The 23,915-nt window shown below is 66.9% G+C and carries 22 protein-coding genes; 9 read left to right on the forward strand and 13 right to left on the reverse strand.

From position 1 onward, the window contains the following. Positions 1-3 precede the first annotated feature (3 nt). Positions 4-1,434 (reverse strand): NAD(P)/FAD-dependent oxidoreductase, encoded by a 1,431-nt coding sequence (locus ACX9NE_RS05315; RefSeq protein ID WP_459360840.1) that lies wholly within the window; start codon positions 1,432-1,434, stop codon positions 4-6. A gap of 115 nt (positions 1,435-1,549) precedes the next feature. Between ACX9NE_RS05315 and ACX9NE_RS05320 the strand changes: the two genes are divergently transcribed. From ACX9NE_RS05320 to ACX9NE_RS05330, 3 genes are read left to right on the forward strand one after another with little or no spacing between them, the layout of a single operon-like run. After that, positions 1,550-3,226, forward strand: coding sequence for an acyl-CoA dehydrogenase family protein (locus tag ACX9NE_RS05320; protein ID WP_459360839.1), 1,677 nt, complete (start codon positions 1,550-1,552; stop codon positions 3,224-3,226). Continuing rightward, positions 3,223-4,233 (forward strand): carbon-nitrogen hydrolase family protein, encoded by a 1,011-nt coding sequence (locus ACX9NE_RS05325; protein WP_459360838.1) that lies wholly within the window; start codon positions 3,223-3,225, stop codon positions 4,231-4,233. The genes ACX9NE_RS05320 and ACX9NE_RS05325 overlap by 4 nt, the downstream gene beginning before the upstream one ends. Positions 4,234-4,289: 56 nt before the next feature. After that, complete coding sequence (locus ACX9NE_RS05330; RefSeq protein ID WP_459360837.1) at positions 4,290-5,441, forward strand: LuxR C-terminal-related transcriptional regulator; 1,152 nt, start codon at positions 4,290-4,292, stop codon at positions 5,439-5,441. A gap of 5 nt (positions 5,442-5,446) precedes the next feature. Here ACX9NE_RS05330 and ACX9NE_RS05335 read toward each other — a convergent pair whose 3' ends face one another. Continuing rightward, entirely contained in the window at positions 5,447-5,986 is a 540-nt protein-coding gene (locus ACX9NE_RS05335; RefSeq protein ID WP_459360836.1) for a nitroreductase family deazaflavin-dependent oxidoreductase, read from the reverse strand. A 293-nt stretch (positions 5,987-6,279) separates the two neighbouring features. Further along, on the reverse strand, positions 6,280-7,023 hold the full coding sequence (locus ACX9NE_RS05340; RefSeq protein WP_459360835.1) for a hypothetical protein: 744 nt from the start codon (positions 7,021-7,023) through the stop codon (positions 6,280-6,282). Positions 7,024-7,169: 146 nt separating this feature from the next. On the opposite strand from ACX9NE_RS05340, the gene ACX9NE_RS05345 reads away from it, so the two are divergent. Continuing rightward, complete coding sequence (locus ACX9NE_RS05345; protein WP_459360834.1) at positions 7,170-9,737, forward strand: cation-translocating P-type ATPase; 2,568 nt, start codon at positions 7,170-7,172, stop codon at positions 9,735-9,737. Here ACX9NE_RS05345 and ACX9NE_RS05350 read toward each other — a convergent pair. From ACX9NE_RS05350 to ACX9NE_RS05360, 3 genes are read right to left on the reverse strand one after another with little or no spacing between them, the layout of a single operon-like run. Beyond that, positions 9,730-10,569, reverse strand: a complete 840-nt coding sequence (locus tag ACX9NE_RS05350; protein ID WP_459360833.1) for a carboxymuconolactone decarboxylase family protein — start codon at positions 10,567-10,569, stop codon at positions 9,730-9,732. The genes ACX9NE_RS05345 and ACX9NE_RS05350 overlap by 8 nt on opposite strands. A gap of 10 nt (positions 10,570-10,579) precedes the next feature. Then, positions 10,580-11,953 carry a metallopeptidase TldD-related protein gene (locus ACX9NE_RS05355; protein WP_459360832.1) on the reverse strand — a complete coding sequence of 458 codons (1,374 nt, stop codon included), beginning with the start codon at positions 11,951-11,953 and terminating at the stop codon, positions 10,580-10,582. After that, positions 11,950-13,467, reverse strand: a complete 1,518-nt coding sequence (locus ACX9NE_RS05360; protein WP_459360831.1) for a TldD/PmbA family protein — start codon at positions 13,465-13,467, stop codon at positions 11,950-11,952. Before ACX9NE_RS05360 ends, ACX9NE_RS05355 begins: the two co-directional genes overlap by 4 nt. Before the next feature lie 33 nt (positions 13,468-13,500). On the opposite strand from ACX9NE_RS05360, the gene ACX9NE_RS05365 reads away from it, so the two are divergent. The 3 genes from ACX9NE_RS05365 (at position 13,501) to ACX9NE_RS05375 (ending at position 16,580) form a co-directional block, all read left to right on the forward strand. Beyond that, a complete protein-coding gene (locus ACX9NE_RS05365; protein ID WP_459360830.1) occupies positions 13,501-14,373 on the forward strand; it encodes a carbohydrate ABC transporter permease in 873 nt (290 codons plus the stop codon). Further along, positions 14,360-15,181 (forward strand): carbohydrate ABC transporter permease, encoded by an 822-nt coding sequence (locus ACX9NE_RS05370; protein ID WP_459360829.1) that lies wholly within the window; start codon positions 14,360-14,362, stop codon positions 15,179-15,181. The genes ACX9NE_RS05365 and ACX9NE_RS05370 overlap by 14 nt, the downstream gene beginning before the upstream one ends. Positions 15,182-15,263: 82 nt before the next feature. Then, positions 15,264-16,580 (forward strand): ABC transporter substrate-binding protein, encoded by a 1,317-nt coding sequence (locus tag ACX9NE_RS05375; RefSeq protein ID WP_459360828.1) that lies wholly within the window; start codon positions 15,264-15,266, stop codon positions 16,578-16,580. Between the two features lie 93 nt (positions 16,581-16,673). On the opposite strand, the gene ACX9NE_RS05380 is transcribed toward ACX9NE_RS05375, so the two are convergent. Genes ACX9NE_RS05380 through ACX9NE_RS05390 form a run of 3 tightly spaced genes read right to left on the reverse strand, consistent with a single transcriptional unit; the run spans position 16,674 to position 18,716 of the window. Further along, on the reverse strand, positions 16,674-17,288 hold the full coding sequence (locus tag ACX9NE_RS05380) for a TetR family transcriptional regulator (protein ID WP_459360827.1): 615 nt from the start codon (positions 17,286-17,288) through the stop codon (positions 16,674-16,676). Positions 17,289-17,298: 10 nt separating this feature from the next. After that, positions 17,299-17,499, reverse strand: a complete 201-nt coding sequence (locus ACX9NE_RS05385; RefSeq protein ID WP_459360826.1) for a rubredoxin — start codon at positions 17,497-17,499, stop codon at positions 17,299-17,301. Next, on the reverse strand, positions 17,499-18,716 hold the full coding sequence (locus ACX9NE_RS05390; RefSeq protein WP_459360825.1) for an alkane 1-monooxygenase: 1,218 nt from the start codon (positions 18,714-18,716) through the stop codon (positions 17,499-17,501). The genes ACX9NE_RS05385 and ACX9NE_RS05390 overlap by 1 nt, the downstream gene beginning before the upstream one ends. 136 nt (positions 18,717-18,852) lie before the next feature. On the opposite strand from ACX9NE_RS05390, the gene ACX9NE_RS05395 reads away from it, so the two are divergent. Both ACX9NE_RS05395 and ACX9NE_RS05400 read left to right on the forward strand, forming a co-directional pair. Beyond that, positions 18,853-19,158, forward strand: a complete 306-nt coding sequence (locus ACX9NE_RS05395; protein WP_459360824.1) for an alpha/beta fold hydrolase — start codon at positions 18,853-18,855, stop codon at positions 19,156-19,158. Between the two features lie 10 nt (positions 19,159-19,168). Further along, positions 19,169-19,345: a hypothetical protein gene (locus tag ACX9NE_RS05400; protein ID WP_459360823.1), complete on the forward strand. Its 177-nt coding sequence runs from the start codon at positions 19,169-19,171 to the stop codon at positions 19,343-19,345. A gap of 9 nt (positions 19,346-19,354) precedes the next feature. On the opposite strand, the gene ACX9NE_RS05405 is transcribed toward ACX9NE_RS05400, so the two are convergent. The 4 genes from ACX9NE_RS05405 to ddaH are packed head-to-tail and all read right to left on the reverse strand — an operon-like array spanning position 19,355 to position 23,795. Continuing rightward, a complete protein-coding gene (locus ACX9NE_RS05405; RefSeq protein WP_459360822.1) occupies positions 19,355-20,233 on the reverse strand; it encodes a universal stress protein in 879 nt (292 codons plus the stop codon). Then, positions 20,230-21,675: an amino acid permease gene (locus tag ACX9NE_RS05410; RefSeq protein WP_459360821.1), complete on the reverse strand. Its 1,446-nt coding sequence runs from the start codon at positions 21,673-21,675 to the stop codon at positions 20,230-20,232. Before ACX9NE_RS05410 ends, ACX9NE_RS05405 begins: the two co-directional genes overlap by 4 nt. 24 nt (positions 21,676-21,699) lie before the next feature. Further along, on the reverse strand, positions 21,700-22,935 hold the full coding sequence (gene rocD, locus ACX9NE_RS05415; protein ID WP_459360820.1) for an ornithine--oxo-acid transaminase: 1,236 nt from the start codon (positions 22,933-22,935) through the stop codon (positions 21,700-21,702). Continuing rightward, positions 22,932-23,795, reverse strand: a complete 864-nt coding sequence (ddaH, locus tag ACX9NE_RS05420) for a dimethylargininase (protein WP_459360819.1) — start codon at positions 23,793-23,795, stop codon at positions 22,932-22,934. Before ddaH ends, rocD begins: the two co-directional genes overlap by 4 nt. Positions 23,796-23,915: the final 120 nt, after the last annotated feature.

Genomic DNA, 23,915 nt, shown 5'->3' on the forward strand with positions numbered 1-23,915 from the left:
CGTTTACGAGACGGTCGCCCGCTCGCGCATCCTGTTCACGGCGGCATCGGCCCGGCGCTGCAGCAATGCCAGCTTGGCCGAGCCCATCAGGTAGCGGTGCGGCGCCGAATGGTGCCCGAGATATAGGCGGCTGTGGCGCAGCCAAAGCGGTACATGCCGGTTGCAGTTGATCATGTTCTGGGCGGTGGTAATCAGGGTGGTGGGCAGATCCTGGGTGAGTTCCGGGTGCGGCACCGCCGTGCAGATCCGGTTTCGGCGTTCATCGCTGAGATTGCGCAGTTCCAGGTGTGCGATCAGCGCCGCGCTGAATGTTTGCTGGCACATGAACACCGACTGCAACGTGACGCGGCCCTCGGAGAAGATCGGCAGGGCATCCATTTTGGCCAGCCCGTTGGCCGAGCAGTCGACGAACAGGCTGTCCTCGACGGCGTCGATGGTTCCGCGGTCGAGGCGAATCTCGCTGCTGCCGACATGCTGTACCCGGCCCATCCGGACCACATTGTCGATCCGACGCAGCTCGGCCAGCTCCGTACGGTCCACCGTGGCGCAGCGCCACTTGGTCGGCAGCCTTTGGGTGTCCAGGCGGAAGACGATCCCCTGGCGTTCGAGTTGCAGGAAGACATCGTCGATGTCGGTGGCGTCGGCGATGCTCTGGACCATGGACACCACGGTCTCCAGCACGAGGCCGGGCTGCATGGTGCCCCGGTCCAACAACCACGCGTCGTTGGACACGATCCACTGAATCCGAGCCGGCGACACACCGTTGTCCAACAGGAACAGGATCGCGTCGATCCCGGTCTTGCCTGCGCCGATGACCACGTAGCGCTCGTGCGGCCGCCGGATATGGGCCAGGCCGTTGGGCGGAATTACGGTGGCGCTGCGGTCAACCGTGTAGCGGGGTGGGCAGATCGACGGCACCGTTACCTGCATGTAGGTTCCGTCCACGATCCTGCGGTGCGCGGTGACCGTGGTGACCCGGTCGCGGTCGATCGTGGAGACGATCCGGCCGTCTCCCCGGTGCTCACTCATCGGAAGAAAACGCAGCCGACCGGTGTGCAGGAACCGGTCCATCGCATCGCGGTAGTAGGCGACGATATCGGCCCCCGAGCTGAGGTCTTCGCCGCCCTGCCCGAGGTGCGTCGAGTTGAGACCGTAGAACGCGGCGGGTTGATGCAGCCGGACGAAGGAGTAGGCGTCGTTCCAGTGCCCGCCTGGGTTGGCGTGGCGGTCCACCATGACGATGCGCGCCGAGGGGTCCTCGGAGAGGATCACGTCGGCGAACGCCATGCTCATGGCGCCGGCGCCGAGCAATAGATAGTCGGTGTCCAGGTGTTGTACCGGCGTTGCTGAACTCATTGACTTGTCCTCACTGACGTCCCCGCGATCGGGGGCTGCGGCGCTGTCGTCGATGTCGTGACACTTGTTTTCCACCACGAAACAAACCGTAGATCGACCCGGGGGAGGATTCGTCGCCATTCGGGGTGCACCTTGTCGCCATTAAGAGTCAATCCGCTGGCCTCAGTTCCGCCGGGCCGCTTGAATCGGTTTCATGAGCATCGTCTCCGACCCCGTGGCAACCGACTCCGCGCGTGCGACCGCCTCCAACCGGGCCACCTTCAATACCCCGCCCCGTCTTCAGGACTTCGATGTGATCGGAGACGACATCGCGCTGATCGAGGCAATGGCAGCGTTCGGGGCCGGAGAGCGGGTGGCGGAGTGCCGCCTTCTTGGGCGTGCACTGGGGTCGGCCGAGGGGCTGGAGGCAGGATTCTCCGCCAACGAGCACCCGCCGGTGCATCAGCTCTATGACCGGTCGGGTGTGCGGACCGACAATATCCGGTTCGATCCGGCGTGGCACCACCTCATGCGGCTCGCCGTCGAGCACGGAACCGCGGGAGCGGTGTGGGCCGATGACAGCCCGGGGGCGCACGTCGCTCGCGCGGCCAAGTTCATTGCTGTCGCGCAGGTCGAGGCTGGTGCCACGTGCCCGCTCGCGATGACCTACGCCTGCGTTCCGGCGTTGCGGCTCGCCGCGCCGGTCGCCGAGCGGTGGGAGCGGCTGGTCACCGCCGGGGTCTACGACCCCCGCTCGCTGCCGGCAGTCCAGAAGCGGGGCGCCCTCATCGGCATGGCGCTCACCGAAAAGCAGGGTGGCTCCGACGTGCGCGCCAACACCATGGTCGCCGTACCTGACGGCGACGACGGGTGGTACCGGGTCACCGGCGAGAAGTGGTTCGTCTCGGCCGTGCACTCCGACGCGATATTCGTGCTTGCGCAGACCGCTGAGGGGGTCAGCTGTCTGCTGGTCCCGCGCCGGCTCGACGACGGCACCGACAACGGCTGGATCTTGGACCGGCTCAAGGACAAGCTCGGAAACCGGTCCAACCCGACAGCGGAGGTACGGTTCGAGGCTTCGCGCGCCCAGCTCGTCGGAGAACCCGGCCGGGGTGTACGGGCAATCATGGCGATGATCGGTGGGACGCGGCAGGACTGCGTGCTCGGGTCCACGGCCGTCATGCGGACCGGGACGATCGAGGCGATCCATTGGGCCTCGCATCGCTCCGCGTTCGGGCGCCACCTTGCCGAACAGCCCGCGATGACGGCTGTCCTGGCCGACCTCGCCCTAGAGAGCGAGGCCGCCACCTGGTCGGCGTTACGGCTCGCGCGCGCCACGCAGGACGCCGCGGACGGCGACCCGAGGGCGATCGCGTTGCGCCGCCTGGCCGGTCCGGTGCTGAAGTTCTGGATCTGCAAGCGGGCGCCGTTGCACGCCGCCGAGGCACTGGAGTGCCAGGGCGGCTACGGGTATATCGAGGAGTCGCGGCTGCCGCGTTCCTACCGGGAGGCGCCGTTGATGTCGATCTGGGAAGGCTCCGGGAACGTGCAAGCACTCGACGTCTTGCGTGCGATGCAGCGAGAGCCGGAGGCGATGGGGGTGTTTCTCGACGAACTCGACCTCGCGGCCGGCGCGAACCGGCGCCTGGACACCGCCGTGGCACAGCTGTGGGACATGGTTGCCGGCGGGGTACCGGAGGCCCGCGCTCGCGAGCTGACCGGCCGGATGGCGCGTTGCCTGCAGGCCTCGCTGCTCGTGCGTTTCGCACCGGCGATGGTGGCCGACGCCTACTGCGCCGCCAAGTTGGAGGACAGCGGCGGCGTGCTCGGGTGCCTGCCCGCCGGCATCGATGCCGGCGCGATCGTGGCGCGACACCGGGTCAACCCATGACGCGCGTCGTCGCGATCCAGCCGGCGCTGCGGATCGGGGACGTCGAAGGAAACCTGCGGCGGTGCGCGGACCTTGTGCACGCCGCCGCCCGCGAGCATTCCCCCGAGGCGATCTTCCTACCCGAGGCGATGACCTCACCCAACGCCTATGACTCCCGCATGCGGTCAGTGGCGCGGCCACTGCTGGGCGCGCCCCTGCAGACGCTGCGGTCACTGGCCCGTCAGCACGGCTGCCTGGTAGGCGGCGGGTTCATCGCCGTCCGCGGACGCGACACCCGCGGGACGTACGCCCTGTGCGAGCCGGACGGCGCGATTCACCTACACGACAAAGACCAACCGTCGTTCTGGGAGAACAACTACTACGCGGGGGGAAGCGACGACGGCGTCATGGCGACCTCGCTGGGTCCGATCGGCTGCGCGAACGGATTCGAGTGGGGCCGAGTCCGCACGGCCAAGCGCCTGCTGGGCCGCGTCCGACTGCTGGCCGGCGGGATGCACTTCCCGTCCTTCCCGACCTGGGCGCTCACCCGGCCCTGGCTCATCCGCCGCGACGAGCAGTACCTTCTCCAGTACTGCCGCGAGACCCCGCCCAGGATGGCCCGGATGCTCGGCGTACCCGCGGTGCACCCCTCACACGTCGGCCCCTTCACGATGCAGACGCCGCTGATCCCCGGCTTGAGCTATCCGTCGCGCATGCTGGGAGAGACGACAATCTGCGACGCCGACGGCGTCATCCTGCAACGGATGTCCTACGACGACGGCGAAGGGTACGTGTGCGCGGATGTGGCCCTCACCGAACCCGCCCCGCGTGATCCCATACCCGAGGTGTTCTGGAACGCGCCGTTCCCGATCTCGGTGCATCTCGTGTGGTACGCGGGCAACGCGCACGGCGCCCTGAAGTACCGGGCGATGAAGGCGCTTCGGCTGCACTCGTGGGAACCGAGCGCGGACCTGCCCGCCTACACCCCGGGGCGGCAGGCGCCCCGGCTCGCGGCGCCCGGGCGGTAGCGAATGCGGGATTTCGGCCGTCGACGCCTCGTTCACTTCGCTGTTAGCGTCGAGCTGTGAATCAGACCCGCAGCGACCCGCGCACCCACGCTCTGCACGGGCCGCTGCCCGCATGGCCCGACAACCCTCCGGCCAGCCCGACCTCTGAGGTACGCGCCGAACTCGACGACGAGTTGGCGGATCTCGAGGAGCGCCTCGGCGTGCTCACCGCCACCGCCGCACCCGAGTTACAAGCCGCCGTCCGTGCACTCGCCGATCTCCACGAACGCCGCGACCGAGCCGCCGACGCCCAGCTCCGCGACCGGCTCGAAGTCCTCGCCCGCGTCCATACCGCCCTCGCGCACCTGCGCCGGATGCCCAGTGCGGAAGCGATGATCGCCGCAGCCCCGCAACAGGCCTGCGAAGCCTGCGGCTTCGATCGAGCGGTGCTCTACCGCGTCCGCGGCAAAGAGCTTCTCGCTGAAGCGTTTTGGGTGAACGGCGATCCTGAAGCCGCGGCACGACTGCTGGCGTTCAGCCGCGAGCACCCTGCCATCCTCGCCGCCCGGGTTCTCGAGACCGAGATGGTCCGGCGCCGCAGACCCATGGCGATCCAACAGGTCGTCGGCAATCCACGGGTGTTCGCCGAGCTCGCCGACGCCTACGACACCCACTCCTACGTCGCCGCGCCGATCATGCCGGAGGGTCGGGTCATCGGCTTCATTCACGCCGACCACCGGCTCAAACCGCGCCGGGTGGACGAGTTCGACCGCGACTCCCTGTGGGCGTTCGCGGAGGGATTCGGTTTCGCGGTGGAACGAGCCCAACTCACGGACCGGTTGCGCGCGCAGGGCCAAGAGCTACGACGACTTCTGCAGCGCACCGAAGCGGTGGTCGCCGAATACCTCGACGCCGAGGTCGAACTCGTGAGCGGCGACTCGGAAGGCACCGCCGCCTCGCGCGCGACCACCGCGATCCTCCCGACCGTCGACAGCGAAATCCCCGGGGACCTCTCCAAACGCGAACTCGAGGTACTTGCCCTGTTGGGCTCGGGAGCGTCCAACGCCCACATCGCCGCACGCCTGGTGATCACCGAGGACACCGCGAAGTCGCATGTCAAACGGATCCTGCGAAAGCTCGGCGCAGCCAACCGCGTCGAGGCGGCAACAATCTGGCTCAAGGCGCAGCGGCCACAGCGGGATATCGGCAAGGCCCACGCTCCCCGATGACGAGCTCACCGACCTCCGTGGGTTGCGCTGTCCCCGGTGTTGACGGGCCGCAGCCGGAACACCCTGATCTCTCGCGGCGCGCACTTGACCCGGTAGGCCTCGTAACCCGCGTAGAAGTCGACCGCGGTAGCCCACGCCGCCTCGCGGGCATCGCCGGTCAATAGCTCGGCCCGGTACTGCCGGGGCGGACCCTTGTATTCGACCGTGCATTCGGGATTAGCCAGCAGGTTGGCACTCCACCCCGGGTGCGTGGGGCGGCCATAGTTCGATCCGATCGCCAGCAGCCCGTTGGAGTCATCGATCAACGTGAGCGGATTCGTGCGCGGCCGGCCGGATTTGGCGCCGGTCGAGGTGACGAGCCCGACCTTGTCAAGCCCCATACCGCTGAGCCGCCCCTTGGTCCGCGGTATCAGCACCTTGTCGAGGCGCGGCATCACGTGCGTCCCCAGCACGGCGCCGGCCCGGCTCATGGCGAAGCGTTCGAACAGGGCTTCGTGGACGCGCAGCCGCCGCCCGCGCAGCGGGCTTTCTCGTCGGAGTGACACACGTTAACCGTAGCCGTTGCGACCGCGCCGCGGCCGCGCCTACGAACCCTCTTTCTTCGCTCGCCGCCGATTCTCCCAGGTGTATTGCTTGTATTCGTCCTGCACGTGAGTGTCGCGGTGATTACCGGGACAAAGCCACTGACGGTCCATCCGGTCGCCGTTACCTGTCATGTCAATGATGTGATACTCCGCGTCGACGCGGCAGTTGAGGCAATAGCTTGTGCCCACCTCCAAGATTTCCCCAGGCTCCATAGTTCCTCGATTCGCTGACTTATCCCGTTGCACCGCAACAACTAATAGACATATACAACCGCGCCGTTGCCGCCGTTGCACACCACCATCGACCCGTTGGCGGCACACGTCATGGTGTAGTGCTGGCCGGTCACCGGACTGTCGGCTTCGACCTCGCGCGGTGTCACGCTGGCCGGCCCCCCGGCACCGTACGCGAGCCGAACCTGCTCGGCGAACGGACATGACGTGTCGGCGGATCCGACCGCGGAGTGCGCGAAGCCGCCGGCCGGCCCCGACGTCGGCGGGCAGGCCTGGGCACCCGCCGGGAGTGCAACCGAAGTGGTGGTGGTAGCGGCATCCGTCACCAACGTCCACGGGGCGCAGCCCTGGGATCGGAACCCGGCGTCGGTCGGCGCGATCGTCACCGTCTGCGGCAGGATGCCCGCCCCGTTGGCGATGATGTCGGCGGTCTGCCCACCGAAGCCCCTCAACCGCTCCCAGTAACAGGAGCCACCACCTGGGGATCGGTAGGTGCCCGGCACCAGGTCCGCTCCCGTCCGGAACGTCCCGTCACCCGGGATGGTGCGGGCCGGCGCAGCCGAAGACGTAGCAGTCGACGATGTCGGCGACGCAGCGGACGCGGACGGGGGAATCGAGACGGTGGTCCCGGGGTAGATGGGCGGTAACCGAGACGGATTGTCGTGGCCGGTCGGCGTTTGCCGAGGCGGTTTGCCGTCGGATCCAGAACAGCCGGTCACCACGAATACCGCGACTAACATGATGGCGAAAGCCGCTTTAACCGCCATGACTCCTCGCTGCTGCTGCGATTTTGATTTGTTTGCTCACGATACCGCGAACGAGGCGCGGGGCCATCGGTTCCCGCACCGCGGTGCACCAGCCCGGCGATAAGGTTGTGCCGGCGGTTTTCCATCGCGGTAGCTGAGGGGAAAACATGGCCGCTGTGACGGCAGCAGGGCTGACGAAGGCGGAAGCTCTCGCGCGGCGTGCGCGGGACGGCGCCAATGCGCTGCCCGCCGCGAAGCGGCCGTCCGTCTTGCGCCGCCTGCTCGGGGAGCTGACGCACTTCTTCGCCTTGCTGCTGTGGACGGCCGCGGCACTGGCCTTCCTCGCGAAGCTCCCGCAACTCAGCGTCGCGATCGCCGCGGTGATCGTGCTCAACGGCGTCTTCGCCCTGATCCAGCAGGCTCGGGCGGACCGTGCGGCCGATCGGCTGCAGGAGATGCTGCCCACCCGTGTCACGGTGTGGCGGGACGGGCGCCGGCAACTGATCGACGCCGAGGACGTGGTAATCGGCGACGTTCTGCTGCTGGAAAGTGGCGATCGGGTGCCCGCCGACGCTGTGGTGCTGGCGGAGAACCGGTTGCTCGTCGACTCCTCGATGCTCACCGGCGAGAGCCAGGCCAATTCCGTGGCCGAGGGCGAATCGCTGTTTGCGGGCACATTCGTCGTCGAGGGCGACTCGCGCGCCCAGGTCACCGCGATCGGCGAACGGACGCGACTTGCCGGGATCGCCCGTCTGTCGACGTCGACCGCGAAACCCGACACCCCGCTGACCCGCGGCCTGAACGGCGTTGTCCGTCTCACCGCTGCGATCTCGGTCAGCGTGGGCGTGCTGTTCCTGGTCGTTTCCCTGCTTGTGGGCAACCCCATCCAGCAGGCCTTCGTGTTCGCGATCGGCGTCACCGTCGCGCTGGTCCCCGAGGCACTGTTGCCGACGGTGACGCTGTCACTCGCCTGGGGTTCGGAGCAGATGGCCAAGCAGCAGATTCTGGTTCGGAACCTCGAGGCGGTCGAAACCCTCGGCTCTACCACTTTCATCTGCACCGACAAAACCGGCACCCTGACCCGCAACCAGATGACCGTCGTCGAAACGTGGACACCCGCCGGGTCGCTGCGCGTCGACGGGTCCGGCTACGGACCCACGGCCACCCTGATCCCTTCCTCGCCCGCCGCACAAGACGCCGCCCGCAGGCTGGCCCTGGCTGCCGAACGCTGCTCCACCGGGTACGCCGAAGAAGTAGCGGGCCAGTGGCGGGCTCATGGGGATCCCATGGAAGCGGCCCTGGATGCTCTCGCCCGGCGACTGGGTGTCGACACCGTCGAGGACCGCCGCACCGGCCCGGCCGCGTTGCGGTTCCCCTTCGACCCCCGGCTGCGCCGGATGGCTGTCGTGCTGGCCGACGAGATCGTGGTCAAGGGCGCGCCGGACGCCGTCCTTCCGCTCTGCGGTGACGATCCGGCGCCCCGCCAGGCGATGGAGGCCCTCACCGCACGCGGGCTACGGGTGCTCGCCATCGCCGCCGCCGCGAGGAACGGCCGCACACCCCGCGATCAGACCGACTGCGAGCATGGCTTGCGCCTGCTCGGCCTGGTCGCACTGCAGGACCCGCCGCGTGACGACGTCTCCGCGTCACTGCGGGCCTGCCGCACGGCCGGCGTCAAGGTGGCGATGGTGACCGGTGACCATCCGGCCACCGCGACCGCCATCGCCGACGAGGTGGGGCTGCGCGCCCCCGACTCGCCGGTGCTGTCGGGTTCCGACCTGCCCGACGATCAGCAGCAACTGGCCGCTCTGCTGGACCACGACGGCATCGTCATCGCCCGGGTATCGCCGGAGGACAAACTGCGCATCGCCCGCGCGCTGCGCTCGCTGGGTCACGTGGTGGCGATGACGGGAGACGGCGTCAACGACGCCCCGGCGCTGCATGAATCAGATATCGGAGTCGCTATGGGCCGATCCGGCACCGACGTCGCCCGCGCGGCAGCCGACCTGGTACTGCTCGACGACTCCTTCGCCGGCATCGTGGCCGGCATCGAGCAGGGCCGTGCAACCTTCGTCAATATCCGCCGCTTCCTGACCTATCACCTGACCGACAACGTCGCCGAGCTGGCGCCATTCCTCGTCTGGGCGCTCTCCGGCGGCTTCTTCCCCCTGGCGCTCGGCGTGCTGCAGATCATCGCACTCGACCTGGGCACCGACACGCTGTCCGCGGTCGCACTCGGCGCCGAGCCACCCGCCAAGCACCTACTCGAGGGACCTCCGGTGCACGGCCGGCTGATGAACCGCACCGTGTTGCGCCGGGCCTTCGGTCTGTTGGGTCCGCTCGAAGCGGTTCTCTCCCTCGCCGCCTTCATCGTGTCCCTGCTGGCGCTCGGCTGGCGCCCCGGCAATCCGTTTCCCACCGGGCACGAACTGGCAGCGGCATCCGGCGCGGCGTTCATCACTGTCGTCCTGGCCCAGACGGCCAACGTCTTCGCCTGCCGATCGTCCTCCCGATGGCCCGGAGCGCTGGGCTGGTTCACCAACCGGCTGCTGGTACCCGCGGCGTTGGCCGGGCTGGCGATCTCGCTGATCGAGCTATGGGTGCCGCCGGTCGCGCGGCTGCTGGGCCAGTGGAATCCGCCTATCTGGGGGTGGGTCGTCGCACTCGCCTCGATGCCGGTCCTGCTCGCCGTTGACGCGCTGGACAAGCGGCTACGGAAGCGTCGGGTCAGCTGAAGACGGTTTGCCCATCGACATCGATCAGATACCGCTCGGTCCCGGACTCCACGCGCGCCGCATCGGCTCCCAACGACACGGCAATCTTGTTGCTGGCATTGCGCATGATGTCGAACGTCAGCTCCACGGCCTCGGCGGGCGAGAACCGGGAGCGCACCTCGGCGGCATCGTCGACGGCGAGGTGCGCAGGGGTCCAAATTAACGCATCCGCATACCGCAGGGCGGACTTTGCACGATCAGCGAGCACATCGGACGTCTCGAACTGCGCAATCTCGTCGTACAACGACTCCGAACCACCCGCATCCAGGGCGTTTCCTTCACGCAGCGACTTGCACAGCCGGCAGTTGTGCGCGGCCGCACCGCGCAGTCGCACGAGTTCTGAGGTCACGGGGTCCACGGCGCGCTCGCGGGCCACCCTCGGCAGGAATCCACTGAACAACTCGTCCGAGGGATCGCGCGTGTCGTCCCACGCGATCGGCCCGTGCACCCAGGCCAAATACTCCGAGCCGACCCCGAGGGCTTCCAAGCCGGCCCGCACCCGCGGCACGAAGTCGGCGATGAAGATCGCGACGACGACACGAAACGCACTGTGGCCCAGGCACTTCAGCAGTCGCGACCGCTGCTCGACGGTGATTGCCGAGACGTCGGCGCTGAACTGCTCGGCGAACTCGGCGACGACGGTGTCGGTCTCGGACTCGGGCTCGCCCACGGCAACAGGCGCCGGCAGAGGCGGCAGCGACATGGTTTGCGCGCACACCCGTCGCACCAGTGCCGACATGCGCCCGTCAGAAAGCGCGACCAGCCTCGTCAGCTGGTCAGCAGGAAGCGACATCTTTCGTACGCTACTGCGCCTGACTGACCGAGGACATATGGAAGTCGGGTATCCGCAACGACGGCATCGCCGCCCGGGTGGCCCAGTCGCCCCACTCGCGCGGCAGCGTCTTCTCGCTCACTCCGGCCTCGGTCGCGCGCCGCAACAGGTCCAGCGGGCTCTCGTTGAACCGGAAATTGTTGACCGCCCCCGTCACCTCGCCGTCCTCGATCAGATAAACACCGTCGCGGGTCAGACCCGTCAAAAGCAACGTGGTGGGATCAACCTCGCGCATGTACCACAGCGTGGACAGCAGCAGGCCCCGCTCGGTGGCGGCGATCATGTCGGCGAGTTCAGCCGACCCGCCGGTCATCATGATGTTGTCGCAGGCGACCGCGACCGGGGCGTCGAACCTGGCCGCGGCGGCCCGCGGATAGGCCAGCGCGTTGATGACCCCGTCGCGGATCCAGTCGACCTGATCGATCTCCATGCCGTTGTCGAACACCGACATCATCTCCGAGGAGTGGCTCACCGCGACAAACGGCGTGCACGCCAGGCCCGGCGCCATCGGATCGGAGAACAGGGTGAGCGGCAGATCGGTGAGCCGCTCCCCTACCCGGGTTCCGCCACCGGGTGCCGACAGCGCGGTGCGGCCCTCCTGGGCACCGCGCCCGGACATCTTCCAGGCCAGGTAGATCATCATGTCGGCCACGGTGGACGGCGGCATGATCGTCTCGTAGCGACCGGCCGGCAGCTCCACTTTCCGGGACGCCCATTCCAGCCGCGTCGACAGGTCCGAAAGCAGCGAATCAATAGGAACGTCAACGAAATCCGGCGTACCGATGCCCGCCCAGGCGCTGGCGTCACCGCGCTTGGCGTTGATCTCGATCGCCCCGGAAGGCTGGGTGTAGCGTCGCCGCAGCCCGGTCGACGACGCCAGGAACGTCGTCGACACACTATGGTGCGCATAGCCGTACAACCGGTCGCTGCGCCGGAATCCCTGGCACAGCGGACCTGTGATGGCGCCGAACACCCCGGCACCGGTACCCGGCACCGGCGCATCCCAATCGGCGGGCTCCCCGGAATCGGCGAGCAGCGGCGCGGCGTCTCCGGCCTCGGGCGCAGAACGGGCCGCGTCCTGGGACGACACCACCAGCCCGGGCAGCACCGACGGGTCTGTCTCGCCGGAGACCACGGTGCCGACGTAGGCGCTATCACCCTGTCGCACAACGGAAATGATCGTGACACTGCGGGTGACCGTCACACCGTTGGTGGTCATCGTGCTGTTCGCCCAGCGCAGTGTCGCATCGACCCTGTCAGTGACCAGCACCATGGTCTCGTCGGCACGACCGATCTTGGCGGCCTCGTCCAGGACGATGTTGATGACGTGCTGAGGAGTGATCATCGGGCGCCCTCGGTACGGGTGTTGAGCACATTGATGCCGCGGAACAACGCCGACGGGCAGCCGTGGCTGACCGCGGCCGCCTGGCCGGGCTGAGCTTTGCCGCAATTCAAGGCACCGCCGAGTCGCCACGTCGATCGCCCGCCCACAGCCTCCATGGCGTTCCAGAAATCGGTGGTGGTCGCCTGATAGGCCACGTCGCGTAACTGCCCGTAGAGGCGGCCGTCGCGGATGCGGTAGAACCGCTGCCCGGTGAACTGGAAGTTGTACCGCTGCATGTCGATCGACCAGGACTTGTCGCCGACGATGTAGATCCCGTCATCGATCCGGCTGATCAGGTCCGCGGTGCTGAGGTCCTCCGGTCCCGGCTGCAACGACACGTTGGCCATCCGCTGGATCGGCACGTGATGAGCCGAGTCGGCGTACGAACACCCGTTGGAACGCGGCTGTCCCAGGCGCAGCGCGAACACCCGGTCGAGCTGGTAGCCGACGAAAACACCGTTGCGCACCAGGTCCCAGCTCTGGGCGGCCACCCCCTCGTCGTCGTAACCGACTGTGGCCAAACCGTATTCGATCGTACGGTCGGCGGTCACGTTCATGACCGGCGAGCCGTACTGCAAACTGCCCAATTTGTCCGGAGTGGCGAACGAGGTTCCGGCGTAGGCGGCTTCATAGCCGATGGCCCGATCGTATTCGGTTGCGTGGCCGATGGATTCGTGGATGGTCAACCACAGGTTGGTCGGGTCGATCACCAGGTCAGTGGGTCCTGGCACCACCGAAGGCGCGTGCACCTTCTCGTACAACAGGTCGGGCAGCTCCGCCAGCTCCGCGGACCAGTTCCAGATGTCGTCGCCGGCGACGAGTTCCCAGCCCCGCGCGCTGGGCGGGGCCAGCGTGCGCATCGATTCGAAACTGCCCGCCTTGGCATCGACGGTCACCGCTTCAAGCTGCGGCTGCAGCCGCACCCGCTGCTGGGTGATCGAGGAGCCGAAGCTGTCGGCGTAGAAAGTCTGCTCTTTGACGGCGGTCAGGCTGGCCGACACATGGTCGATGCCGTCGGCGTCCAGCAGCCGCGCCGAGTACTCCCGCAGCACGTCGATCTTGTCGGACGCCGGAACACCGAACGGGTCGATCTGATAATCCGACGCCCACACGACGTCGGGGTACACCGGCTCGGCAGCGAGCCTGACCTGTTCGGTGTTCAGCGCCGCCAGGATGGTGGCCACCTGCACGGCGTGCCGAGCGGTCCGGGCCGCCACATCTGGGGAGAGTTCGGCATGGGATGCGAACCCCCACGTGCCCGCCACGATCACCCGCACCGCCAGCCCGATGTCGCGGCTGAGAACGGCGGTCTCGAGTTCGCCGTCGCGCAGCTGGATGATTTCGGTGGTGATGCGGTGAATCCGCAGGTCTGCGTAACTGGCCCCGGCCGCTCGTGCCGCCGACAATGCGGCGTCCGCCAACTGGTGGCGCGGCAGGTCAAGGAAGTCGGCGTCGATTCCCCGGTTCGCGGTCACCGGTACACCGTAACGACCGGCTTTAATACATTCATGTCCGACGCGCCACGCCGTTCCACCGCGCTGGCCTACGCGCTGCTGGCGCCCAGCCTGTTCGGCGTCGTCGCGTTCCTGTTGCTGCCGATTCTGGTCGTGATCTGGCTCAGCCTCTATCGCTGGGACCTGCTGGGGCCGCTGCATTACGTCGGCCTCGCGAACTGGCGCTCGGTGCTGCACGACGGCGACTTCGGGGACTCGCTGGTGGTCACCGCCCTCTTCGTCGCACTCGTCGTACCGGCGCAGACGGCGCTGGGACTGCTGGCCGCACTGCTGCTGGCGCCCCGGCTGCCCGGCAGCGGGTTGTTCCGCACGCTCTACGTGCTGCCGTGGATCTGCGCGCCGCTGGCGATCGCGGTGTTGTGGCGCTGGATCCTGGCCCCCACCGACGGCGCGGTGAGCACCCTGCTGGGACGGCGCATCGAGTGGCTGACCAACCCCGACCTGGCGTTGCCGATGGTCTCGGCAGTCGTCATCTGGACCAACGTCGGCTACGTGTCGCTGTCCTTCCTGGCTGGTCTGCTGGCGATACCCGAGGACGTGCACAACGCCGCGCGCACCGACGGCGCCGGCGTGTGGCAGCGGTTCTGGCGGATCACGCTACCGATGCTGCGACCCACCACCTTCTTCGTCCTCGTTACCGGGATCGTCAGCACCGCACAGGTTTTCGACACCGTGTATGCGTTGACCGGCGGCGGCCCGGAGGGCAGCACCGACCTGGTGGCCCACCAGATCTATGCCGAGGCCTTCGGTGCGGCAGCCATCGGCCGGGCCGCGGTGATGGCCGTGGTGTTGTTCGTCATTCTGGTGGGCGTCACCTTCGTCCAGCACCTGTACTTCCGCAAGAGGATCAGCTATGACCTCGTCTAGGTTGCCGCTGGGCCTGATCTATGCGGCCCTGATCGCCGGAGCGCTGATCACCCTGGCACCCTTTGCACTCGGCTTGCTCACCTCGTTCACCTCCGGTCACCAGTTCGCCACCGGTTCGCCGCTGCAGTGGCCGCACCCGCCCACCCTGGCCAACTACACCGACCTGGTCGGCACCGGCTTCGGGCGTGCGGCCGCGGTGACTGCGCTGATGACCGCGGTGATCCTGCTGGGCCAGATGACCTTCTCGGTGCTGGCCGCCTACGCGTTCGCACGACTGCAATTTCCGGGGCGTGACGCCCTGTTCTGGGTGTACGTGGCGACGCTGATGGTGCCGGGCACGGTGACGGTGGTGCCATTGTATTTGATGATGGCCCAGATGGGTCTGCGTAATACCTTCTGGGCGCTGGTGATTCCCTTCATGTTCGGCTCGCCGTACGCAATCTTCCTGCTGCGTGAGCACTTTCGGCTCATCCCCGACGATCTGGTCAACGCCGCGAGCCTGGATGGCGCCAACACGCTGGACGTGCTCGTGCATGTGATCCTGCCGTCCAGCAAGCCGGTGCTGGCCGCGCTCACGATGATCACCGTCGTCTCACAGTGGAACAACTTCATGTGGCCGTTGGTCATCACCAGTGGCCGCAAGTGGCGGGTGCTGACCGTGGCCACCGCCGATCTGCAGTCCCGGTACAACTCGCAGTGGACCTTAGTGATGGCGGCCACGACGGTCGCGATCGTGCCGCTGATCGTGCTGTTCCTGGCCTTTCAGCGCCACATCGTGTCCTCGATTCTGGTGTCGGGACTCAAATGAACCGGCGCCGCGTGGTCGAGATTGCCGCTACGGCTGTGATCCGCGTGGCATCGCGACCCCTATGGCAATCTCGGCGCGTGCTATGAGTCGCCCGCGGTTCTCGACGGTGGTCGCCGCCGCGCTGATTCTGGTTGCGGCACTGCTGATGGCGACGGCGATCCTGATGGGCCGCATCGAGGACAACGGCAAGGTCGTGGTGACCGTGCGCCTGTGGGCCGATCCGATCGCGCGGGTCTATCAGGAGTCTTTCCAGGCGTTCACGCGCAGCCATCCCGACATCGAGGTACGCACCAATATGGTGGCGTTCTCGAACTATTTCGACACCCTGCGCACCGACGTGGCCGGAGGCAGCGCCGACGACATCTTCTGGCTGTCCAACTCCTACCTGGACGCGTACGCCGACAGTGGGCGGCTCATGAAGATCGACACCTCCGAGCGGGACTGGGAACCGGCCGTGACCGAACAGTTCACCCGCCACGGCACCCTGTGGGCGGTGCCGCAACTCACCGACGCCGGCATCGCGCTGTTCTACAACGCCGACCTGCTGGCCGCGGCCGGTGTCGATCCCGCTTCCCTGGACACCGTGCGTTGGAGTCCCGGCAGCGATGACACACTGCGTCCCCTGCTGCGCCGGCTCACCGTCGACGCAGACGGACACTTGGCCGGTACCACGGGGTTCGAGCCCCGCCGGGTGCGCCAATGGGGATACAACGCCGCCAATGACCCCCAGGCCATCTACCTCAACTACATCGGGTCAGCCGGCGGAGTGTTCCAGCGTGACGATGAGTTCGCCTTCGACAACCCCGAGGCGGTGGAAGCTTTCCGCTACCTCGTCGGCCTGATCAATGCCGACCACGTCGCGCCCCCGGCCTCCGACACCAACGACAACGGTGACTTCTCCCGCAACCAATTTCTGGCCGGCAAGATGGCGCTCTTCCAGTCCGGGACCTACAGCCTGGCCGCGGTGGCCCGCGACGCCACCTTCCACTGGGGCATCGCAATGATGCCCGCCGGCCCCAAGGGGCGCGTCAGTGTGACCAACGGCATTGCCGCAGCAGGCAATTCGGCGACGAAGCATCCGGACGCGGTACGCCAGGTGCTGGCCTGGATGGGTAGCGGCGAAGGCAACGCCTACCTGGGCCGCGAAGGTGCGGCGATCCCGGCGGTGCTCTCGGCGCAGCCTGGGTACTTCGCGTATTGGAGGGCCAGGGGCGTAGACGTCACGCCCTTCTTCGCGGTGCTGGCCGGACCACGGATCCCCGCACCGGGAGGCGCCGGGTTCGCGGCCGGCAACGAGGCGCTACAGCCCTATTTCGACGACATGTTCCTCGGCCGGGGTGATATCGAGACAACGCTGAAGCGGGCCCAGGATGCCGCCAACGCCGCCGCTCGACGGTAGCGCGCGCGAGAGTACCCTCCGCGAGCAGACGCAAAATCGCACGACTTCCGTTGGAAGCGTGCGATTTTGCGTCTGTTCACGGGCCCGCGCGAGCTAATCCGCGATGCTGTGCAGAAACGGCGCCAGCACCCGCGCCAGCGCCGCGGCTGAGATATCAACCGCAGTGGGCGGCAGGGCGAGAAAGCTGAGCGCGGCCCGCGCAATGGCTTGTCCGATCAAACTCGCATCGTCCGGGTTGGGCCGCACCCAGCTCTGCTCGAAGACGACGGCAAGCTGCTCGGCGGCGTAGTCGACGATGAACTGACTTTCGACCGTGATCATCCGAAGCAGGTCGTTGGGTGCGTCTTCGGTGCGCAGCGCCCGCACCAGCGGGTCGCTCTCGGCGCGGTCGAAGAACTCGCTGAACGCCGAGCGCAGGGTGCCGTAGCCGTCGTCGGGATGGGTGTGCACCGCCGACTCCATGCCGCTGATGATGCTGTCGGTGAGGCGCAACGCGTAAGCGCGTGCGAGCCCGCGGCGGGTGCCGAACTCGTTGTAGAGCGTGCCGCGGCTCACGCCCGCCGCCGTGGCCACGTCGGTCATCGTGATCGAGGACCACTTCCGTTCCAGGAGCAAACCCTGCATGGCATCGAGAACCCCGCTGCGCATCAGAGCGATTGCGCTGTTCTGATACGGGCTGCGGTTTCGCGAGGGCGTCTGCTCAACCATGCAGCCGAGACTAATGCCCATTGCGGTTCGATACGGCGATGGCGGGCCCGGTCGCCCGGGTGAAATCGATCTTCTCGCGGACACCGCAGTCCGGACAGCGCCAGTCGTCTTCGACGTCGGCCCAGCTCGTGCCGGCCGGATAGCCCTCACGCGCAGCGCCGTTCGCTTCGTCGTAGAGGTAGTCACAGACCGGACACTGGTAGGCGGCCATCACTTGACCCCGTAGCGGGCCAGGATCTTGTCCCGCTTGCGCGGGTCGATGTTGACCGCGGTGATGTCACCGCGATAGTGCTCGATCACCCTGTGGTCCATCAACTTTCGCCACGCCGCGGGGACGTATGTCAGCCCGATCAGGGTGGCGTAGCCGCTGGGCAGGTTCGGCGCCCCGTCCATGCTGCGCAGTGTCTGGTAGCGCCGCACCGGATTGGCGTGATGATCGCTGTGCCGCTGCAGGTGGTAGAGGAACACGTTGGTGACGATGTGATCCGAGTTCCAGCTGTGCACCGGGGCGCACCGTTCGTAACGTCCCGACGCGGTCTTCTGGCGCAGCAGGCCGTAGTGCTCCAGGAAGTTCACCGACTCCAGCAGCGAGGCGCCGTACGCCGCCTGAATGATCAAGAACGGCAGCACCTGCCACCCGAACGCGGCCGTCAGCGCGCCGAACAACACGACCGACATCAGCCAAGCGTTGAGCACGTCGTTCTGAATGTTCCACGTGGACTTACCGATCCGCTCCATACGCGCCTTCTCGAGTCCCCATGCCGACTTGAGCGAACCGATTACGCTGCGCGGCAGAAACATCCAGAAACTCTCGCCGAATCGCGCGCTCGCGGGATCCTCCGGGGTGGAGACGCGGACGTGGTGACCGCGATTGTGTTCGATGTAGAAGTGCCCGTAGAGAGTCTGGGCGAGCGTGACTTTCGCCAGCCAGCGCTCCAGGTCCTCCCGCTTGTGACCCATCTCGTGAGCGGTGTTGATGCCTACTCCGCCGATGATCCCTATGGTGGCCATGACGCCGATTTTGGAGATCCAGCCGAGTCCGCCGCTGATGCCCAGCCAGCTCAGATCGTCGGCGGACCAGAGATAGCACGCGATCACCAGACTGATCATCTGAAAAGGGATGAAAGCGTAGGTGCAGTAGCGGTAATACTTGTCGTTCTCCAAGTACTCGATCACCTCGTCCGGCGGGTTCTGGTCATCGGCGCCAAACAACGTGTCCAGGATCGGCAACAGCACGTAGAGCAGGATCGGCCCCACCCACCACACCACCGGCGTGGCAGCGGTCCAGCCGAGCTTGCCGAACGCCCAGGCCAGCCCGACCGCCGCCAGCAAGGACGTCGGCAGGATCAGGCCCAGGGGCCACAGGTATCGCTTGCGGTCACGCCAGCCTGCGACCGTGCCGGATCTTGTCTCTGCAATGGTCGCCACGGCGAACCTCCTCCTATGTTGCTCCAACGGCCATGAACATATCACGGTATTTGTTTAACTCATAGATTTTTTTCTGTCTTTGTTCAGAGCGGCCGCCGCTCTATCAGCGCTGACCGGGAAGTGTCACCATCTCCCTATGACCGACGACGGGGTGCGCTACGCCCGCAACGGCGGCGTGCGCCTGGCGTACCGGATCTTCGGTGAGTCCGGGCCCACGCTCATCTGGGTGCCGGGGTGGGTGGTCAGCAACGTCGACGCAATCGACGAAACCCGACAGCCCCTACCTCGCGTCAGCCACACCGGCGACAGCGTTTTCGCGCTGTTCGATGCACCAACGAAGGCGGCACGCTGCGGGTTGCAGCTGGTTCCCGCTGTCGCCGCTCGCAACATCCCCATCCGCGCCGGCATCCACACCGGTGAATGTCGAGCGGCGAGGCGATGAGTGGAGCGGCGTGGCGGTGCACATCGGGGCACGCATCGGGGCGATGGCCGGTTCCGGTGAGGTGCTCGCCGGCCGCACCGTACGCGATCTGTCCGCGGGCTCGGGCCTCGTGTTTGAAAGCCTTGGCCCGCAACAACTCAAAGGCCTCCCGGAACCTGTCGACGTATACCGGCTCGAGACGCATTAGCGCCCGGCGTCAGCCTGGCAGCACCAGCACCGGCACCGGGCTGTGGCGAATGATCTTGCCGCTGCGCGCCCCGAGAAACACCCTGCGGATATCGCCGCCCGGTGACGTGCCCACCGTGAGGATTTCGCCGTCGACCCACTCCGCTTTGTGCAGCACCTCCAGCCAGCTCTGGCCGGTCACCACTTGTAGCGCAACGTCATCACCGACCACGCCGTCGATCTTGAGTGACTCCAGCACGTCGCGCGCCTGCACCGCCCAAGCCTCGAGGATGCTGTCCTCGGCGTAGAGTCCCACGTCGGGTGGATACATCGTTCGGCCGCGTACCGCGAAAGTGAGCACTCGCAGCGGAATCTGCATCCGTTCGGCGTACGCGGCGCAGCGGCGCACCACGTTCTCCGACTGCGGGACGGCGGAGTAGGCACAGGTGAGTCGTGCCAATCTGCCGGTGCGCGAAAGATATCCGGGAGAACTGATCGCCACCGGCACCGGCGAGGAGTGCAGCAACCAGTCAGCGGTGGTGCCAACCACCATCTGCACCCGCCGCACGCTGGGCAACGAGCCCAGCACCAGGATCTCCCCGCCGACCTCGTCGACCACTTCCAGCAGCCCACTGGACACCGAGCGGTGCGCGCACTGGCGGTAGTCGACCTCGATCCCGTCGGCTAATGAGGAGACGTAACGCCGGGCTTCCTTCGCCGAGTTCTCCCCCAGATGCTCGGCCCAGTGCTCGTATTCGGCGTCCACCCGCGCCAACGACGGTGTCGGCCAGGCCTTGGGCACGATGGTCACCACCGTGAGAGACGTCTGGAGCGTGCGGGCGATGCCGACGGCCAGGTACAACCCCGACAAACCGACCCTTTCGGACCGATACCCGACGACGACGGTCACGGCGGGTTCTCATTCAGCGCGCTGTGATGGCGGCCCCACACGAAGTAGTAGACCAGCGCCACCGCGATCCAACCGCTGAAGGCCAGCCACGTGTACCAGTGCAGGCTGGCCAGGATGTATCCGCACGCCAACACCGAAAGCACTGGTGTCACAGGGTAACCAGGCACCCGGAAGGCCCGTGGCAGATCCGGTTGGCGCACCCGCAGGATGATCACCCCTACCGACACCACGATGAACGCGGTGAGGGTGCCGATCGACACCATGTCCGCCAGTTTGTCCAGCGGCACGAAGGCGGCCAGCAGGGACGCCGCGACCGCAACGATCACGGTGTTGTTGACCGGGGTCATGGTGGTCGGGTTCACGGTCGCGAAGCGGGTGGGTAGCAATCCGTCACGACCCATCGCGAACAGGATGCGGGTCTGGCCGTACATCGTGACCAGGGTGACGGTGAAGATCGAGATCACCGCGCCCGCGGCCAGTACCGTGCCGGCCCATCGGCTGTGCGTGACGTTGTCGAGAATGGTGGCCAGGCCGGCGTTTTCCTGCGCGGCGAAGTCCCGCCAAGGCTGGGTGCCCAGCGCGGCCAGAGCCACCAGCAGATACACGCCGGTGACGACGACCAACGCCGAGATCAGCGCACGCGGCATCGTCTTCTGTGGGTCCTTCACCTCGTCCCCGGCGGTGGAGACCGCGTCCAAGCCGATATAGGAGAAGAAGATGGTGCCCGCCGCGGTGCCGATGCCGGCGACGCCGAATGGCGCGAAGTCTCTGAGGTGGTCGTCGTTGAAGGCGGTGAAGGATATGACGGCGAACAGACCCAGCACGCCGAGTTTGATCAGCACCATGATGGTATTCACCTTGGCCGATTCACTGGCACCACGGATCAACAGCAGCGCACACAATCCGATCAGGATCACCGCAGGCAGGTTGACCCAGCCGTGGGAAACACCCTCGGGTGTCTTGTCCCACGGTGCCGCCGACAGGGCGTGCGGCAGTTCGCCGCCCAACAGGTTTTGCAGCAGCTTGTTGAGATAACCGCTCCACCCCACCGCCACGGCGGCGGTGGCCACGCCGTATTCCAGCAGCAGGCACGCCGCCACCACCATGGCCACCGCCTCCCCCAGGGTGGTGTAGGCGTAAGAATACGACGAGCCCGATACCGGGACGGCCGAGGCCAATTCGGCGTAGCAGATCGCGGCCAGTCCGGCCGCGATCCCGGCCACCAGAAAGGAAACCAGCACGCCGGGCCCCGCCTCCGGCACCGCTTGGGAGAGCACGAAGAAGATGCCGGTGCCGACGGTCGACCCCACGCCGAACAGAGTGAGCTGGAAGGTGCCGAAACTGCGCTTGAGCTCGGATGCGGCCCCATGCGCGACGGGCGCACCACCCACCGGGCGGCGGCGCAGCATCTGCTGCCTGAGGCTGATCGAAGTAGCCGGCAACTGCGCCTCCCGTCGCTGTGTCAGCTAAGTATGTGCCTCCCGCAGCACGGCGGCGAACTGCCCCACCACCCAGTCGATCTCCGCGGCGGTGATCACCAACGGTGGCGCGAACCGCAGCGTCCAGTCGTGAGTGTCTTTGACCAGTACTCCGCGCTCGGCCAGGGCAAGACTGAACTGCTTGCCTTTCTGCGGCCCAGGAGCCAGCGCCGGGTCGATGTCGACACCGGCCCACAAGCCGAAGCCGCGCACCGCCGTCACCCCCTCCCCGATCAGCGCACCCAACCCCGCGTGCAGGTGGGCACCCAATCGCGCCGAGCGGGACTGGAACTCACCGCCCGCCAGGATTCCCACGACGGTGGTGCCGATCGCCGCCGCCAACGGATTCCCCCCGAATGTCGAGCCGTGCTCGCCGGGGTTCAGCACTCCCAGGATGTCCCGGTCGGAGACCACCGCCGACAGCGGAACCACGCCTCCGCCCAGCGCCTTGCCGAGCAGGTAGACATCGGGCACCACGCCCCAGCGGTCACAGGCGAATGTGTAGCCGGTGCGCGCCAGCCCGGATTGGATCTCGTCGGCGATCATCAACACGTTGTGCTCGCTGCACAGCGCCCGCACCGCGGGCAGATAGTCGTCCGGGGGCACGATGATGCCCGCCTCGCCCTGGATCGGCTCGAGCAGGACGGCGACGGTGTGCTCGTCGATCGCCCGCGCCAGTGCGCCGGCATCGCCGAAGGGCACCGAACGGAATCCGGGTGTGAACGGGCCGAATCCATCCCGGGCCGCCGGATCCGAGGAGAAGCTGACGATGCTGATGGTGCGGCCATGAAAGTTGTTGTCGGCCACGATGATGTTGGCCATGCCCGCGGGAACTCCCTTGACCTCGGCACCCCATTTACGGGCAACCTTCAGACCGCTCTCGACGGCCTCGGCACCCGAATTCATCGGCAACACCATGTCCTTCCCGCAGAGTTCGGCCAGTGCGGCGCAGAACGGGCCCAGGCGATCGGAGTGGAAGGCGCGGCTCACCAACGTCACGGTGTCGAGCTGGGCGTGCGCCGTGGCGATGATTTCGGGGTGGCGATGCCCGAAGTTGACCGCCGAGTAGGCAGCCAGACAGTCCAGGTACCGGCGGCCGTCCACATCGGTGATCCAGGCCCCCTCAGCGCTGGCAGCGACCACCGGCAGCGGTGAATAATTGTGCGCTGCATGCCTTTCCGCCAAAGATATGGCTGTGTCGGTCAGGTCCGCCAGGATGGTCATGAATGCACCTCCAATGTGCAGCACTTCACCGAACCGCCACCCTTGAGTAGTTCGGACAGATCGACGCCGATCGGCTCGAAACCGGCGTCACGCAACTGTTGGGCAAAACCCGTTGCCGCCGAGGGCAACACGACATGGCGGCCGTCAGAGACGGCGTTGAGACCGAACACGTACGCATCGGAGGTGCCGACGACGACCGCGTCGGCGAACAATGCCCGCAGTTGCGTTTGCGCGGCCTCGCTGAACGCCGGGGGGTAGTAGGCGATGGTGCGATCATCGAGGACGGCCAGCGCGGTATCGAGATGATAGAAGCGCGGATCGACCAACTCCAGAGACACCACCGGCATCCGCAAAGCCGCCGCGATCTCGGCGTGCGCGCGCCGGTCGGTGCGAAAACCGTACCCCGCCAACACTATATCGCCGACCAACAGCAGATCGCCCTGCCCCTCGTTGACGTGCCGGGTGGTCACGGGCCGGTGGCCGATCGAGGACATCCAATTCGCGTAAGCCCTGGATTCGTCGGCACGCTCGGCGTACCGGAACCGGGCGACGACGGCGATGTCGTGAGCGATGAACCCCCCATTGGCGGCGTACACCATGTCCGGCAGACCCGCGACGGGCTCGACCAGGTCCACTCGGTGCCCGAGCCGTAGGTAGGTTTCCCGCAGTTGCTCCCATTGGGCCGCTGCGCGTGCGATGTCGACCGGCGTGCTGGTGTCCATCCATGGATTGATGGCGTACTCGACGGCGAAGAACGCGGGCGGCGTCATCGCGTAGTGCCGAGGCGTGGGTGTCCGTTGCGGCCTGCAAGCCTGCCCAGCCGGGGGCACCGACCGCGCATCGACGTAGTAGTCCGTCATGAGATCAACGATATTTTCTCGCCTAAACGCAAGCAAACGAAGTACGTTGCGCATTTACCGTCGATTTGTTGCGCTAGGCTACACCACGCGTCGATCTATTGCACAGCTGATGACGGAGGA

Source organism: Mycobacterium sp. ML4 (assembly GCF_054515735.1).

Excerpts from the sequence above, each read along its gene's own strand:
- ACX9NE_RS05375 (WP_459360828.1), top strand. The coding sequence starts at position 15,264 with ATGAGTCGCCCGCGGTTCTCGACGGTGGTCGCCGCCGCGCTGATTCTG.
- rocD (WP_459360820.1), bottom strand. The coding sequence starts at position 22,935 with ATGACCATCCTGGCGGACCTGACCGACACAGCCATATCTTTGGCGGAA.
- ACX9NE_RS05350 (WP_459360833.1), bottom strand. The coding sequence starts at position 10,569 with ATGTCGCTTCCTGCTGACCAGCTGACGAGGCTGGTCGCGCTTTCTGAC.
- ACX9NE_RS05365 (WP_459360830.1), top strand. The coding sequence starts at position 13,501 with ATGTCCGACGCGCCACGCCGTTCCACCGCGCTGGCCTACGCGCTGCTG.
- ACX9NE_RS05370 (WP_459360829.1), top strand. The coding sequence starts at position 14,360 with ATGACCTCGTCTAGGTTGCCGCTGGGCCTGATCTATGCGGCCCTGATC.
- ACX9NE_RS05385 (WP_459360826.1), bottom strand. The coding sequence starts at position 17,499 with ATGGCCGCCTACCAGTGTCCGGTCTGTGACTACCTCTACGACGAAGCG.
- ACX9NE_RS05340 (WP_459360835.1), bottom strand. The coding sequence starts at position 7,023 with ATGGCGGTTAAAGCGGCTTTCGCCATCATGTTAGTCGCGGTATTCGTG.
- ACX9NE_RS05320 (WP_459360839.1), top strand. The coding sequence starts at position 1,550 with ATGAGCATCGTCTCCGACCCCGTGGCAACCGACTCCGCGCGTGCGACC.
- ddaH (WP_459360819.1), bottom strand. The coding sequence starts at position 23,795 with ATGACGGACTACTACGTCGATGCGCGGTCGGTGCCCCCGGCTGGGCAG.
- ACX9NE_RS05380 (WP_459360827.1), bottom strand. The coding sequence starts at position 17,288 with ATGGTTGAGCAGACGCCCTCGCGAAACCGCAGCCCGTATCAGAACAGC.
- ACX9NE_RS05395 (WP_459360824.1), top strand. The coding sequence starts at position 18,853 with ATGACCGACGACGGGGTGCGCTACGCCCGCAACGGCGGCGTGCGCCTG.
- ACX9NE_RS05355 (WP_459360832.1), bottom strand. The coding sequence starts at position 11,953 with ATGATCACTCCTCAGCACGTCATCAACATCGTCCTGGACGAGGCCGCC.
- ACX9NE_RS05345 (WP_459360834.1), top strand. The coding sequence starts at position 7,170 with ATGGCCGCTGTGACGGCAGCAGGGCTGACGAAGGCGGAAGCTCTCGCG.
- ACX9NE_RS05325 (WP_459360838.1), top strand. The coding sequence starts at position 3,223 with ATGACGCGCGTCGTCGCGATCCAGCCGGCGCTGCGGATCGGGGACGTC.